Below are 15,065 nucleotides of genomic sequence, written 5' to 3'. Positions count from 1 at the left end.
TAATTCAATCGACTACTATTAGAATATAAATTTAAATCCGACAGAAAGTGGAGAAGTTAGATTTGGATTACTTCCTGCCAATGCTGTATTATAAAATGGGTCTACATTTGCCACATGCGCTAATCCAAAATTAGTAACTGTAGTTTTTTCACCAATTTTAGGGTCAAGAGTAGTAGAAGTAAAATTAGCCAAATCATAAGAGAACTCGACTGAAAAGTTTTTTGTTACAAAATAATCAAATCCTCCTGAAAGAGACAAACCAAATTGATTTACTTTTAAGTCACTTTCCTTTTCTTTTCCAGTAATAACAGGCAAAGCCAATTGACCAAAGAAATACAATGAACCAGCTACATTCCAATATTTTCTTACTAATGGCTCAATTACAATTAAATCTGTTTTTGCTGCAGTTTTACCCTCTGAATCAGCTTTAATATTAATATATCCAAAAGCTGCTCCAACAGCTACCGAAGGGGTTACAAATGTACCTACAATTGGTAAAACAGATAAATTTGTGTTTTTGTTATCTGCGGTTTTAGTTTGCTGATAACCAAATTGAGATGTTACGAACCAGGCCTCTTTTAATCCCTGACCTGTTTCCTGAGCTTTTGCGGTTAAACCTACTAATACAATACTAATTAATGTTACAATTTTTTTCATTTTAAAGTTTAGTTAAATTATTTAACAAACTTAGCAGGAAGGCATTTCCTTAAAAATGATTAAAATCATAGATTAAAAAAAATCTTTAATTATCTTATATTCCCATTTTTAATTAACTTAGGACTACTAAAGTTTTCAATTTTGTTTTACATTTGCACACTATGTTAAAAACAGTCAATATACTTAATAAAAGAGCTCGATTTGATTATGAGATAATCGACACTTATACTGCCGGAATAGTTTTATCCGGTACAGAAATTAAATCTATACGATTAGGAAAAGCCAATATTACAGAAAGTTTTTGCGAATTTAGTAACCTGGAACTTTTTGCTATTAATACTTATATCGAAGAATATACGTTTGGAAATCAATTCAATCATAAATCCCGAAGTGAGCGAAAATTGCTTTTAAATAGAAAAGAATTAAAAAGCCTTCATAAAAGTGTTCAGGCAAAAGGATTAACTATTGTTCCGTTAAAATTGTTTACCAACGAAAAAGGTCTTGCTAAACTGCAAATTGGTCTTTGTAAAGGAAAGAAAAACTACGACAAACGTGAATCTCTTAAAGAGCAAGACACGAAAAGAGATTTAGACAGAATTAAAAAAGCTTACAACTAAATCTAATTACTATAAAAGAGTAATTTTAAAATATTTTATCTTATTTTTACTACAATAACTCTAATTAGTAAAATATGAAAAAGTACTTAATTCTATTGGCTGCTATTATACTTTCAGGTTGTGGCAGTAATACTTCTATTGTAAGTAGTTGGAGAGATCCTAAAATTACTGTGGCTCAGGAACATTTTAAAAAAGTTTTGGTTGTTGTTCTGGTAAAAGATGAAGCTTCTAGAAGAACGGCAGAAAATAGAATTGCTGCCAGTAATGAAATTTTTAAAACTTCATATCAATATCTAAACGAAAGTACTTCTCAACTTACTAAAGAGCAAAAATTAAAAATCCTGCAAGATGAGAATTTCGACGGAGTGATTACAATGCGCTTAGTAAGCACTGAAAAAGAAACCAATTATGTTCCGGGAACTTATACCGGAATGTATTACGGGGGTTTTGACGGAATGTATACAAATGTCTATGGTTACGGTTTCGGAAATTGGTACGGAATGTATTCTCCTAGTTTTTATGATCCCGGATATTATCAGGAAACCACATCGTATATGGTCGAAACCAATATTTTTTCATTAAAAGAAAATAAACTGATCTGGACAGGAACAACAAAATCAGAATATGTGACAGATTTAGGACAAACTGTTGATGCTATTATGCAAGCAGTTGTTGCAGAAATGAGAAAAGATGGTTCTTTGCCTCCAAAATAAAATTACAGAAAAGCAATAATAAAATATTGCTTTTTTTGTACATTTAAAAATGACTAAACTTGTCAAGACTTAAATTTTCATCAAAATGAAATCACTTTTAAAAATTGCACGGGAACAAAAACGATTAAAAACTCGCGAAGTGGCACAACTTCTTGGTATTGATCAGGCATTGATTAGCAAATTTGAATCGGGAACACGAAAACCAACAAAGGATCAAATTTTAAAACTGTCTCAACTTTTAGAAATTGATTATGAAACTATAATGACTGCCTGGCTTAAAGAAAAAATTCTTTATGAGATTGGCGATGATGAGTTTGCATTAAAAGCTCTGATTTTAGCAGAACAGGAAATTCAAAATACTAAAAAAGAAATAAATGCTATAATTATATCTTCTGTACAAACTATTTTAGATGAAATTGAAGTATTAAAAAATAAACTACAATCCTTTAATCATTTTGAATTACGACAAATTTCAAAGACTTTAGAATTAGAATTTATTTTTAAAAGTATTTCTTTAAATGGAAATTCTTTAACACTGGAAGAAACTAAATCTGTTATAAACGATGGGTTGACTATCACGGGGAAAAGTATACAAAATCATCTTGAAGCTATTAACTTTCAAGAAGCCACATTATATATCAGAGATTTAAGCCAAAAGAAAACACATTTCAACGAAAAAGATTTTCTCACTATTCATAATTTAATTTTTAGAGGAATTGAATCTGAAACAGGAAAGTACAAAGATGATCCATTGATTACACGCGAAATGAATTTGCTCTTTAATTGGTGTGAAACAAATAAAAACAATTTTCATCCCACAATTTTTGCATGTGAAGTGTATTTAAAAATACTGGAAATAAATCCATTTGAAAAAGGAAATCTTCAAATGGCGAATTTGATTTTAAATTGGATTTTACTTCAAAATAATTATGCGTTTACGTCAATTGAAGAAGATCAAAACAGCAAAAATGAATATTTATCTATTTTGGAAGAAAGTCAAGCCAAGAATGATAAATCTATTTTCATAAATTATATACTCAGAATTGAAAAAGAAAGCCTAAACCGGGCTTTACAAATAATAACGCAATAAAAAAAGCCCTACTAAATGGGCTTTCTCTTTAATTTCTATCTTCTAATAAAGGAACAAATCGAAACTCTCCAAATTCATGTTTTTCGAATTGCGTTTCATTTTTACGAATTAACAATGTCATAATCTGCACGTCTTCACCTAACGGAATAACAAGCCTTCCTCCTATTTTTAATTGTGCCATTAAAGGCTGGGGAATAAAAGGTGCACCCGCCGTAACGATAATACTATCAAACGGAGCATGATTTGGCAAACCTTTATAGCCGTCTCCAAACGAAAGATGTTTTGGACGAATATTTAACTTTGGAAACAAGTTAGAAGTTGCTTTAAACAATTCATTTTGTCTTTCTATACTATAAACTTTAGCGCCAAGCATAAACAAAACAGCGGTTTGGTAGCCAGATCCGGTACCAATTTCCAAGATTTTATGATCCTTTTTTACTTCTAATAATTGTGATTGAAATGCAACTGTATAAGGCTGCGAAATAGTTTGTCCCGCTCCTATAGGAAATGCCTTATCCTGATAAGCATAATCTTCAAAACTTGAATTTAAAAAAAGGTGTCTTGGGATTTTTTTTATCGCATCCAAAACTGCTTTATCAGTAATGCCCTTTTGTTCTAAAGTGCTTACTAATTGATTACGAAGTCCTTGATGTTTGGCAGTGTCTTTCAAAATAGGTTTATTTTATTTTGGTAAAATTAATAAACTAAATACTAAATCAAATATTGATTTTTAATTATTAAATCGCTAAATCTTTACTACATTCATTTTCACGTTCAACAAATAAATTATATTTTTGTTTAAAATACATTCTCATGTTAAAAGTAGGAGTTTTAGGTGCTGGTCATCTTGGTAAAATACATTTACGCTTATTACAACAATCTGACAAATACGAATTAGTTGGATTTTACGACGAAAATCAGGAAAATGCCGAAAGAATTTCAAAAGAATTTGGCTATAAAAACTTCAGCACAATTGCAAAATTAATCCACGCTGTGGATGTAATCGATATTGTAACGCCAACGCTTTCTCATTATAAATGTGCAAAAGTGGCCATCAAATCAGGAAAACATATCTTTATAGAAAAACCAATCGCCAATACTGTTGAAGAAGCTGAAGAAATTATTGCTTTAGCCAAAGAATACAACGTAAAAGGGCAAGTTGGTCATGTTGAGCGCTTTAACCCTGCATTTATTGCTACAAAAAACATGATCGAAAATCCGATGTTTATAGAAACACATCGTTTGGCTGAGTTTAATCCGCGTGGTACAGATGTTCCTGTGGTTTTGGATTTAATGATTCACGATATTGATGCTATTTTGAGTGTTGTACATTCAAAAGTAAAAGATATTCACGCCAGCGGAGTTTCTGTAATTAGCGATACTCCGGATATTGCCAATGCCAGAATTGAATTCGAAAATGGCTGTGTTGCCAATTTAACAGCAAGTAGAATTTCGATGAAAAACATGCGTAAAACACGTTTCTTTCAAAAAGATGCTTACATTTCTGTTGACTTTTTAGAGAAAAAATGTGAAGTCGTTCGTATGAAAGACGCGCCGGAAATTCCGGGAGATTTTGATATGATTCTGCAAAATGCCGAAGGTGTAAAAAAACAAATCTATTTTACAAATCCTGATGTTGAGCAAAATAATGCAATTCTTGATGAATTAGAATCATTTGCAAATGCTATCAATACAAATACAACACCTGTAGTTACACTAGAACAAGCTACAGATGCTTTAAGAGTTGCTTATCAGATTATTGATTGTTTCGATAAATAATATAATATCAAAAATAAAAATAGCCACGAATTCACTACTTAATTGGTGAATTCGTGGCTAAATCATAAATATAATACCAATATATAAAATGAAAACTATAGCTGTAATTGGTGCAGGAACAATGGGTAACGGAATTGCTCATACTTTTGCACAAAGTGGTTTTACCGTAAAATTAATAGATGTTTCTGAAAAATCTTTAGATAAAGGAATGGCAACTATTGCCGCTAATTTAGACAGAATGTTGTCTAAAGGAACCATTACTCAGGAAGATGTTGCAAAAACTATCACCAATATTATTACCTATACTGATATTAAAGACGGAGTTGTTGGTGTTGATTTGGTTGTTGAAGCCGCTACAGAAAATGTAGAGTTAAAACTAAATATCTTCAAACAATTAAACGAAGCTTGTTCTCATAATACAATTTTAGCGACGAATACTTCTTCAATATCCATTACACAAATTGGAGCTGTAGTTGCACATCCTGAACGCGTTATCGGAATGCATTTTATGAATCCGGTGCCAATTATGAAATTAGTAGAAATCATTCGCGGATACAATACCAGCGATGAAGTGACTAAAATTATCATGGATTTGTCTGTAAAACTAGGAAAAACTCCTGTTGAAGTAAACGATTATCCTGGTTTTGTAGCAAACAGAATTTTGATGCCTATGCTAAACGAAGCCATTGAAACGTTATATAATAAAGTTGCCGGCGTTTACGAAATTGATACGGTAATGAAATTAGGAATGGGACACCCAATGGGACCGCTTCAATTAGCTGATTTTATTGGTCTTGATGTTTGTCTTGCGATTTTAAACGTTATGTACGAAGGTTTTAAAAACCCTAAATATGCGCCTTGCCCATTGTTGGTAAATATGGTGAGAGCAGGAAAATTAGGCGTTAAATCTGGTGAAGGTTTTTATGATTACAGTGAAAGTAAAAAGGCTGAGAAAATTTCTAAGCAGTTTGCTTAAAAATCTTTAAATATGATAACATTTGAGAGTCAATATAAAAATTTCAATCAACGCCTTTTTACATTAAGAAATTTGGCATTCCTAATTGAATTCGGTATTTATTCATCTCTAATTATATTTTTTAATCTTTCAAAATTTTATACAATTACAATTGGGTTGTTTCTGTTAGCAATCTGTGGCTTTATAATTATTAACAGAAGCAAAAGTAATGTTGATTTAATAACTTTTGAGGAAAATAGGATTATTATAAATGGTGAAACATTTAATACGAAATGGTTAAAATCACTAAATATAAAAGAAACTTCTATCGAAATCCAGAGTAGTGGCTCTACTAGGCAAGGATTACGTGCTGCAATTTTTTATCTAAAAATAAAAAACAAAAAAGATAATTACATCATAAATTCATTCGAAACATATTCTGACGAAGGAATAATACAAATCTTCAATGAATTTAAGAAATTTAAGGATGAAAAGATAATTGTAGACGAAAGACTAATTATATTGAGAATTCAAGAAAAAATAGAAAAATGTCAATAGCATCGAATTTAAATAGCATTAAAGCAAGTTTACCTGAACATGTAACATTAGTTGCAGTTTCTAAAACCAAACCCGTTTCAGACTTAATACAAGCCTACGAAGCCGGCCAGCGTATTTTTGGAGAAAACAAAATTCAGGAAATGGCTGAAAAATGGGAAGAAATGCCAAAGGATATTCAATGGCATATGATTGGTCATGTCCAAACGAATAAAGTCAAATTTATGGCACCGTTTGTGAGTTTGATTCATGGTGTTGACAGTTTAAAATTATTGCAGGAAATCAACAAACAAGCTTTAAAAAATAATAGAATTATTGATTGTTTGCTTCAAATACATATTGCCGAAGAAGAAACTAAATTTGGTTTAGACGAAAATGAATTAAATGAACTTATTTCCTCATCTGAGTTCAAAGAACTCAAAAATATTCGTACCTTAGGTTTAATGGGAATGGCAACATTTACAGAAGATCAAAACCAAATTAAAAAAGAATTTCAACATTTAAAATCGATTTTTGATTCCATAAAAGAAAAAAATGCATTACAAGAAGCATCTACAATATCAATGGGAATGTCCGGCGATTACCAACTTGCTATAGAATGTGGCAGCACAATGGTGCGCATTGGAAGCAGCATTTTTGGAGGTCGCTAATCAAAAATCCACTATCGTTAGACGCACTGCTGTGCGCCTCTACAACAAAACTGAATACTGATACCTGAATACCGAAAACTAAATTTGTACGCAATACTAGACATAGAAACTACTGGAGGACAGTTTAATGAAGAAGGAATTACCGAAATCGCCATTTATAAATTTGATGGACACGAAGTAGTTGACCAATTCATTAGTCTTGTAAATCCCGAAATTCCGATTCAGCCCTTTGTGGTAAAATTAACTGGGATTAATAATGCCATGTTGCGCTCTGCCCCCAAGTTTTTTGAAGTTGCTAAACGAATTATAGAAATCACTTCAGATTGTATTATTGTTGCTCATAACGCTTCTTTCGACTACCGAATTTTACGTACAGAATTCAGACGTTTAGGCTACGATTTTGAAGCCAAAACACTTTGTACCGTTGAACTTGCCAAAAAATTAATTCCCGAACAGCCTTCCTATAGTTTAGGAAAATTGGTTCGCGCACTCGGAATTCCCATGGCAGACAGGCATCGCGCCAGCGGAGATGCAATGGCTACAACAAAGCTGTTCAAAATGCTTCTTGAAAAAGATCTTGAAAAAACAATTGTAAAAGATTTTATAAAACTCGAAGTCGAAAAAGGAATATCTCCAAAATTAATGGATTTAGTGGGACAAATGCCTTCTAAAACCGGTATTTATTATATTTATAATGAAGGCGGTACATTAATTTATATCGGCAAAAGCCAAAACATTCGAAAAAGAGTAAATCAGCATTTCACCGGAATCACAACCAAAAGCAAAAAAATTCAGGCAGAAGTTTTTACCATTACGTATGATGAAACCGGAAGCGAATTGATTGCGTTACTCAAAGAAAGTGAAGAAATAAAAGTAAATCGACCAAGACATAATCGATCACAGAAAAAGACTTTTTTCCCCTTTGCCTTATATGCCGAAAAAGATTCGAACGGATATCTGAATCTAAAACTTCAAAAAGCTGATGGACGTAAAAAAGAAATTACATCCTTTATTTCTTTACAAGAAGGTAAAAATATGCTGTTTAAATTCACTGCGAAATATCATTTATGCCAAAAATTGACAGGTTTATATCAATCCAAAAAAGAATGTTTTCAATATAAAATAAAAGAATGCGACGGTGCCTGTATTGGCGAAATTAGTGCAGAAGAATACAATAGCCGTGTACAACAATTTATATCAGAACACAGTTTTGAGAACAAAAGCATGATTATCATTGACAGAGGACGAAATGTTAACGAAAGAAGTGCGGTATTAATCGAAAATGGTCAATATAAAGGCTATGCTTATTATGATTTGAATTATCAGATTATGAATATCGACATCTTGAAAAATATTTTAATCCCAATGCAAAACAATCGCGACGTAAAAAACATAATTCAAAATTACGTTCGCAAAAGCAAATCAGTCAAAATACTTCATTTTTAACAAATAAAAACTTTCATTATATTTGTAAATTATGAAAAAAATGAAATCAAAATACGAACATTTCAGAGAAAAAATCAAGATTGTTCTATATGGTACAAACACCATTTTAGGGAGAATGTTTGATTTAGTGCTTCTGGGATTGATATTGTTGAGTGTTCTTTTGATAATGATGGAAACCGTTCAGGGAATCAATCAAAAATACCACAGCCAACTTATTATTTGCGAATGGATTATTACGATATTTTTTACTATTGAATATATTCTAAGAATAATTTCGATTCAAAAGCCAATCAAATATATTTTTAGCTTTTACGGAATTATAGATTTACTCGCCGTCTTGCCCATGTATTTGTCAATATTTTTTCCGGGAGCAAGCATACTGTCCATTGTGAGGGCATTGCGTTTCTTCAGATTGTTCAAAATATTACATATTCCGCAGATATCGCATCAATCAATTCAGCTTCGGGAAGCAATTGAAGCCAGCAAAGAAAAAATTCTTGTTTTCATTTACTTCGTTTTGATAAGCACCATAATAATCGGCTCAATAATGTATTTAGTAGAAGGAAAAGAATCTGGTTTTACAAGTATTCCAATGAGTATTTACTGGACAATTGTAACATTAACAACTGTTGGTTATGGTGACATTTCTCCACAAACCCCTTTAGGACAATTCATTGCAGCCTTAGTAATGATTTTGGGTTACGGAATCATAGCCGTACCAACCGGAATCGTTACAGCAGAATTTGCAAAAAGCAGTTTAAAAAACAGTAATAGTGTGAGCGGAAAAAAAACATGCAGAAAATGCAATTCACAAGTACATTTTGATAACGCAAAATACTGTTACGAATGTGGAACGCAATTACCAAATAATTAATTTAAGAAGCTAATCCAGCTGTACATTGCAACTCCTCCTTATCTTTGTTGTTTTTTTAAGGCACAAAAGGAGCTTCTAAAGTCGCTCTTTTATCCCAAAAAAACGAACAAACATAAGTCCGGGGTTTCCATTTCCATCTGGGCTAAAAAATATGAAATACTTAATTACCATTGTCGGACCAACAGCTATAGGCAAAACAGCCTTAAGTATTGCTTTGGCAAAACATTTTAACTGCGAAATAATCTCTTGCGACAGCCGTCAGTTTTTTAAAGAAATGACAATTGGTACTGCAGTTCCAAATCAGGAAGAATTACGATCCGCCACACATCATTTCATTCAAAATAAATCTATTTTTGAAAATTATACTGTTGGCGATTACGAAAAAGAAGCACTATTAAAATTAGAAGAATTATTTCAAACAAACGAATTTGCAATTTTAATTGGTGGCTCGGGCTTATATGTTGATGCTGTTTTAAAAGGATTTGATGAATTTCCTGAAATTGATCCTTCCGTAAGGGCAGAAGTAAATTCTAATTACGAAAAACTCGGAATCAATTATTTACAGGAACAATTACAACTTTTAGATCCGGAATATTTTCAAAAAATAGCTTTAGAAAATCCACAAACTTTACAAAATCCACAACGAATGATGCGTTTTGTAGAAGTTTGCATTGGAACACAAAAACCTTATTCCTCATTTCTAAATCAAAAGAAAAACAATAGAAACTTCACTCCAATTTTAATTGGTTTAGAATCTGAAAGACAAGTAATTTACGATCGAATTAATCAACGTGTCGATATTATGATGAACGAAGGTTTATTAGAAGAAGCAAAAACTTTGTATCCTAATAAAGCGTTAAATGCATTACAAACCGTGGGTTATAGAGAATTATTTAGTTATTTTGACGGAGATTTTACCTTGCCTTTTGCAATCGAAGAAATCAAAAAAAACACCCGAAGATTCTCCAAAAGACAATTAACCTGGTTTAAACGAGATGAAAACACTAAATGGTTTGATTACGTGACAGACAGAAAAAATATAATCAATTATATAGAAAATCTTATAAAGTAAAATCGAAAGTATTTTTTCTTTACTCTATTCTATTCTCTAAAATAAATCTAAAATTACAAAATGCCAATATCTCCAAATTTCACATCAGTTTTAAGCAAAGACTGGGAAATCAATTTCACGCAATGCACCCCAAACGGTTTCTTAAAATATACCGATTTGTGTAATATCCTGCAGTTAACAGCCGCGGCACATTCCGAAGTTGGTGGCATCAGCTTTTTTGATATGCAGGAATTTCATCAGGCATGGGTTTTAAGCAGAATGCGTGTTGAAATTAGCGCTTTACCAAAATGGCAGGATATTGTTACAGTAAAAACATGGATCAATAGTTTAGAAAATTCTCGTTCCGTTCGTGCTTTAGAAATGTATGTAAACGACAAAAAAATAGTAGGCTGTGAAACGTATTGGGCAGTTTTTAATACACAATTACGCCGTCCAGAAGCTTTAGCTTTGCCTTACGAACATTTTGAATTGTTTCCCGAAAATAGGGCCACAACTGAAGGTTTTTCAAAAATCAATATCAATCACGAAAAAGGGGCTATTTTTGAAAAAACAGTTTATTTATCAGATTTAGATATTGTAAATCACGTTAATAACGTGAAATATTTAGAGTGGTGCCTTGATCACGTTGATGAAAAGAGAATTTTAAAACAACAAGTGAAAAGCTTTGAAATGAACTTCATGAAAGAACTTTCGCTGAAAGATAATGTCGTAATTCACGAAAGTGAAGATGATAATCATACGACCGCGACATTTAGCATTACAAAAGGGGAAAAGACATGTTTTGCTTTAGAATTACATTGGAAATAAACTACTATCCATTCCTGCAAGGTTTTCAAAACCTTGTAGGTATTACACTTGCCAAATATTTTATTTAAAATCCGATATCATAACCCAGATAAAAAACCTACAAGGTTTTGAAAACCTTGCAGGAAATTATACTTAATAAAAAAAAAGATGCAATTAGCATCTTTTTTTTTATTAAAATTACTTTAATTTCTTTTTCGATTTCTTTGGCTTCTTTTTCTTTTCAAGCAACTCAATTTTGTCTTTAATTCTTTTCTCTACTTCTGTAATATCAGAATCAAAAAGCAAACTGCAAGGTTGTAAGTTTAGCATTTTTAATCTCCTTTAATGCTTTTTTAAACTCTTGTTGAGCTTCTAGAAGAATCGCTTTTTTTACAAAAATTTCAGATTTATTTATTCCTTTTATGGTTAAAGCAAAATCAATCAGCTTTTGTGCTTCTTCGTAATCTTCATTCAAAATTAAAACATGCAAATAATAAGGATATACTTCAAGAGCATAGATATTAATAGCCAAAGCTTCCTGAAAATAGCTTTTTGCTTCCTCATAATTCAATAATTGCTCCGCCTGGATTCTTCCGTATAAACACAAAACCATCGTATTTTTTGCATCATACGAAAAAGCGTAATCTAAAGATTCAATCGTTTCTTCAAGCGAATACGGATAATTATCCAAAGCCTGAAAAAGGTATTTATCAATTGTTTTCATTTCTTAAATCTGTTTTTAATTTCTGTCGAATTCCTTTGTAACTTTTAAGCACTTTATTTTTCTTGAAATCACTTCCTGTAAAAGTCCTAACCGGATTGCCACGCTGAACATTCAGTTGGTTCTCCCATTGTTTTCCAACATAACTTTTAAGTTGTTGCAAAGTTTCGTCTTCTAATTTTTTTAATAATCTTTCTGTTGCCAGTTTTTTGTTTTGGTGTTGTGAACGGCTGTCCATTGCTACAACTGCAATTCCTGTTGGAATATGTGTTGCTCTAACTGCCGAACTTACTTTATTAACGTGTTGTCCCCCAGCACCGGAACTTCGCATTGCCTGATATTGAATATCATTTTCCGAAATGGACGCATTTTTTTCCGGTTCAATCTCAAAAACACCTATAAACCAATTCTTGCGTTTGTGCATTTTACGAAACTGACTCTGTCCAATCCATTGAATTGTTCCAATCCAGGAATTTACAAATGCTGCCACATTTTTTCCTTTCACAGCAATTGTTGCCGTTTCAATAGTTCCATTTTCAGAACCAACTTCTCTTTGTAATAACGTCGTTTCCAATTGCTGTTCCTGAGCTTCTTCCAACACTTTTTTAAGCACTTGGGCAACCACCCAAGTGCATTCTGCAGGTCCGCGACCGGCCGTTATCTGAATAATTTTTTCCATTTTTAATTTCTTTTTAGCGGTCCATTCTAACGATTCTCGGAGTAAAAGTTCCCAGAACTTCAACCAAATCCGTTTGATTCGCCATTACTTTTGTAATGTCTTTGTACGCCATCGGAGCTTCATCGATATTTCCTCCAATTAAAGTGACCTCATTAGCTTTCAAAACTTTTTTGATTTCACTTTGAGTAAAAGTAGCTTTACATTTAGCTCTTGAAAATAAACGACCTGCACCGTGCGAGGCTGAATTTAAACTTGCTGCATTTCCTTTCCCTTTTACAATATAGCCGGGAGCTGTCATTGAACCTGGAATTATTCCCAATTGTCCTTCAGCAGCTGGAGTTGCTCCTTTTCTGTGTACAATGCATTCCTGGCCGTTTACAATTTCTTTCCAGGCAAAATTGTGGTGGTTTTCAATTGTAACAATTACCCTCTTTCCTATTGCTTTGGCAATTCTTCTGTGAATATCATCGTGACAGGCTTTGGCATATTCTCCCGCTAAATTCATCGCCAACCAATATTCCTGACCGTCATGCGTATTTAAATCCAGCCATGCCAAATGCTGTACATTTTTTGGTAACGGACATTGTTTCGTTGCCAAGTACGTATAATGTTTCGCAATATTAGCACCTAAACCACGTGATCCGCTATGCGAAAGAACAGCGAAATATTCACCAACTCCTAACTTCCATTCGTTTTCCGGATTATCAATTTTTGCAATTCCAAATTCTACAAAATGGTTTCCTCCGCCTGAACTTCCCAATTGTTTATACGCTTTTGGCAAAAGGTTCTTTAATAACGGAATATCCTGAAATTCACTTCTGTAAAAAACATCATGATCAGCTTTTGTGGCATGTGTTTCGTTCATTCCAAACTTGGTATTGTCTTTTAAAATTGCTTCTAACTGATGCTCTTTTCCTTTAAAATGCGACGCTGGTAAGTCAAAAATTGACAAACTCATTCGACAGCCAATATCAACTCCAACTCCGTAAGGAATAACAGCATTATCTGTTGCCAAAACTCCGCCAATTGGTAATCCGTATCCTGAATGTGCGTCTGGCATTAAAGCTCCTGCAATTGAAATTGGTAATTTTAAAGAGTCATACAATTGGAATTTAGCTTGCTGATCAATTTCATTTTCACCAAAAATTGTAAAAGGAGCACGTGTTGTTTTAAGCTGGTGCATTCGAACCTGAACCGGTTTGATTAAACCTTCAGCTACTTTTCCCCACGTTCCATTTCCCTCAAATTTTTCAGGATAAAGCAAAACTTCTTTGGCTTCTGCTAAAATGGATTCTTTTTTTTCTCTTTTTCTATATCTGTTTATTTGCCCAAGAGCAATATTTATTGAATTGTTTTTTGGAAAGCCTAACTTAATCAGGTCTTTTCCGGATAATTTATTTCCCATGATTTATATCATTTTCATCTGCATATTGTTGATACAATACATGCAGGCTTTTATTTTTAATTGGGTTTTTCTCTTTCGGGTTTTCATATTGATAATACCCCGAAAAACGAGCTTTCCCCAGAACTAATTTGTTTATTTTGTGTCTTAAATTTTGATTTACAATATAATTGTCTAAAATTCGAATTTCACTTTCCAAGAGTTCATCAACCATTTTAGTATGCGTTATCATGTTTGGCCTAACGCTAAATACATAACGCCATGGTTCATTAAATACATAATGAATTTTATAACGTTTACAATTAGGACACCATCGTTCCCTCTTATAAAAATGCATTTTCTCTTTTTCTGTCAATGCTAATTTTGGACTTCTCCATTCTGATTCAGAAAACTCTTTTACAGTTTGAAGTTTTTCAACATATACGTGTTTTCTTTTCCTCTTTTTCTTTTTCTTAAAAGATTTTTCAGAAGAATACTGAACCGTATTTATCTTCTCCAGTAAAATTTGGTAAAAAGAAGATTCATTTGATCTTTTAATATCATCTCTTAATACAAAATTGCGTTGCCAACCTTTTTGATAGGGACTTTTTAATAGAACTAATGGTAAATCTCTACGTTTTTTCCAGAGTTGATCTTCAAGCTTTCTTAACTGAATTAATTGTTTTTCAAAATCTTCTTTTACTGCTCTTTCTTTTCTCCTTTTACTTTTAAAGCGAGAGCACAAAGCATACTCCTCTACTGTATAATTTTCCATAAAAAAATTATAACGTATTAAATTAATAGCCAAACTGGCTACGGCATTTTATCCATACGGATAAATAATAAAAATCGATTATTCGGGAAAATTTGAAGTGTCTAGAATAAAAAAAGCCCGAAACTAAATGTCTTCGGGCTTTTTATATATCTAAAAATTACTTTCTAAGATTGAAATAAGCCACGAAGAAGCGCTGCACCAAATTCGTTTGGTGTGAAGCTTTGAGATGTTGATGTAAGTACAAACATTTTTCTTCGTTTTACAGGGTTATTATTATTTTTTCGTTTGCAAATATTCAGAATTGTTTTTTGTTTT

Annotated in this window: 17 protein-coding genes; 11 read left to right on the top strand and 6 right to left on the bottom strand. The window is 32.3% G+C overall.

The window, feature by feature from the left end; all coding sequences use genetic code 11:
- Nucleotides 1–18: 18 nt before the first annotated feature.
- Entirely contained in the window at nucleotides 19–657 is a 639-nt protein-coding gene (locus tag AC4FQ3_RS00335) for a hypothetical protein (protein WP_491180433.1), read from the bottom strand.
- A gap of 161 nt (nucleotides 658–818) precedes the next feature.
- Between AC4FQ3_RS00335 and smpB the strand changes: the two genes are divergently transcribed.
- The 3 genes from smpB (at nucleotide 819) to AC4FQ3_RS00320 (ending at nucleotide 3,077) form a co-directional block, all read left to right on the top strand.
- Nucleotides 819–1,274 carry an SsrA-binding protein SmpB gene (smpB, locus tag AC4FQ3_RS00330; RefSeq protein WP_491180432.1) on the top strand — a complete coding sequence of 152 codons (456 nt, stop codon included), beginning with the start codon at nucleotides 819–821 and terminating at the stop codon, nucleotides 1,272–1,274.
- A 74-nt stretch (nucleotides 1,275–1,348) separates the two neighbouring features.
- Nucleotides 1,349–1,987: a DUF4136 domain-containing protein gene (locus AC4FQ3_RS00325; RefSeq protein ID WP_042564374.1), complete on the top strand. Its 639-nt coding sequence runs from the start codon at nucleotides 1,349–1,351 to the stop codon at nucleotides 1,985–1,987.
- Nucleotides 1,988–2,072: 85 nt separating this feature from the next.
- A complete protein-coding gene (locus tag AC4FQ3_RS00320; RefSeq protein ID WP_073393741.1) occupies nucleotides 2,073–3,077 on the top strand; it encodes a helix-turn-helix domain-containing protein in 1,005 nt (334 codons plus the stop codon).
- A gap of 28 nt (nucleotides 3,078–3,105) precedes the next feature.
- Here AC4FQ3_RS00320 and AC4FQ3_RS00315 read toward each other — a convergent pair whose 3' ends face one another.
- Nucleotides 3,106–3,747, bottom strand: coding sequence for a protein-L-isoaspartate(D-aspartate) O-methyltransferase (locus AC4FQ3_RS00315; RefSeq protein WP_042564372.1), 642 nt, complete (start codon nucleotides 3,745–3,747; stop codon nucleotides 3,106–3,108).
- A gap of 143 nt (nucleotides 3,748–3,890) precedes the next feature.
- Here AC4FQ3_RS00315 and AC4FQ3_RS00310 point away from each other — a divergent pair, with 143 nt between their 5' ends.
- From AC4FQ3_RS00310 to AC4FQ3_RS00275, 8 genes are all read left to right on the top strand, one after another.
- Nucleotides 3,891–4,856: a Gfo/Idh/MocA family protein gene (locus tag AC4FQ3_RS00310; RefSeq protein ID WP_463461483.1), complete on the top strand. Its 966-nt coding sequence runs from the start codon at nucleotides 3,891–3,893 to the stop codon at nucleotides 4,854–4,856.
- Nucleotides 4,857–4,944: 88 nt separating this feature from the next.
- Nucleotides 4,945–5,832: a 3-hydroxyacyl-CoA dehydrogenase family protein gene (locus AC4FQ3_RS00305; protein WP_491180431.1), complete on the top strand. Its 888-nt coding sequence runs from the start codon at nucleotides 4,945–4,947 to the stop codon at nucleotides 5,830–5,832.
- Nucleotides 5,833–5,844: 12 nt separating this feature from the next.
- Nucleotides 5,845–6,369: a hypothetical protein gene (locus AC4FQ3_RS00300; RefSeq protein WP_491180430.1), complete on the top strand. Its 525-nt coding sequence runs from the start codon at nucleotides 5,845–5,847 to the stop codon at nucleotides 6,367–6,369.
- Nucleotides 6,360–7,016, top strand: a complete 657-nt coding sequence (locus AC4FQ3_RS00295; RefSeq protein ID WP_491180429.1) for a YggS family pyridoxal phosphate-dependent enzyme — start codon at nucleotides 6,360–6,362, stop codon at nucleotides 7,014–7,016. Before AC4FQ3_RS00300 ends, AC4FQ3_RS00295 begins: the two co-directional genes overlap by 10 nt.
- A gap of 84 nt (nucleotides 7,017–7,100) precedes the next feature.
- Nucleotides 7,101–8,462: an exonuclease domain-containing protein gene (locus tag AC4FQ3_RS00290; protein WP_042564368.1), complete on the top strand. Its 1,362-nt coding sequence runs from the start codon at nucleotides 7,101–7,103 to the stop codon at nucleotides 8,460–8,462.
- A 31-nt stretch (nucleotides 8,463–8,493) separates the two neighbouring features.
- A complete protein-coding gene (locus AC4FQ3_RS00285; protein WP_491180428.1) occupies nucleotides 8,494–9,336 on the top strand; it encodes an ion transporter in 843 nt (280 codons plus the stop codon).
- Nucleotides 9,337–9,487: 151 nt separating this feature from the next.
- On the top strand, nucleotides 9,488–10,408 hold the full coding sequence (gene miaA / locus AC4FQ3_RS00280) for a tRNA (adenosine(37)-N6)-dimethylallyltransferase MiaA (protein WP_491180427.1): 921 nt from the start codon (nucleotides 9,488–9,490) through the stop codon (nucleotides 10,406–10,408).
- Between the two features lie 60 nt (nucleotides 10,409–10,468).
- On the top strand, nucleotides 10,469–11,215 hold the full coding sequence (locus AC4FQ3_RS00275; RefSeq protein WP_491180426.1) for an acyl-[acyl-carrier-protein] thioesterase: 747 nt from the start codon (nucleotides 10,469–10,471) through the stop codon (nucleotides 11,213–11,215).
- A 274-nt stretch (nucleotides 11,216–11,489) separates the two neighbouring features.
- Here the strand turns inward: AC4FQ3_RS00275 and AC4FQ3_RS00270 are convergent, their stop codons facing one another.
- The 4 genes from AC4FQ3_RS00270 to AC4FQ3_RS00255 are packed head-to-tail and all read right to left on the bottom strand — an operon-like array spanning nucleotide 11,490 to nucleotide 14,750.
- Entirely contained in the window at nucleotides 11,490–11,918 is a 429-nt protein-coding gene (locus AC4FQ3_RS00270) for a hypothetical protein (protein WP_491180425.1), read from the bottom strand.
- Nucleotides 11,905–12,594, bottom strand: a complete 690-nt coding sequence (prfH, locus tag AC4FQ3_RS00265) for a peptide chain release factor H (RefSeq protein WP_491180424.1) — start codon at nucleotides 12,592–12,594, stop codon at nucleotides 11,905–11,907. Before prfH ends, AC4FQ3_RS00270 begins: the two co-directional genes overlap by 14 nt.
- A gap of 13 nt (nucleotides 12,595–12,607) precedes the next feature.
- Nucleotides 12,608–13,999, bottom strand: coding sequence for an RtcB family protein (locus AC4FQ3_RS00260; protein WP_491180423.1), 1,392 nt, complete (start codon nucleotides 13,997–13,999; stop codon nucleotides 12,608–12,610).
- Nucleotides 13,989–14,750: a hypothetical protein gene (locus AC4FQ3_RS00255; protein ID WP_302095591.1), complete on the bottom strand. Its 762-nt coding sequence runs from the start codon at nucleotides 14,748–14,750 to the stop codon at nucleotides 13,989–13,991. The genes AC4FQ3_RS00260 and AC4FQ3_RS00255 overlap by 11 nt, the downstream gene beginning before the upstream one ends.
- Nucleotides 14,751–15,065 lie beyond the last annotated feature (315 nt).

It is taken from the genome of Flavobacterium sp. AK-345, assembly GCF_058310175.1.
The sequence above is the reverse complement of the archived record's forward strand: the minus strand, read 5'-3'. Positions and strand labels throughout refer to the sequence as shown.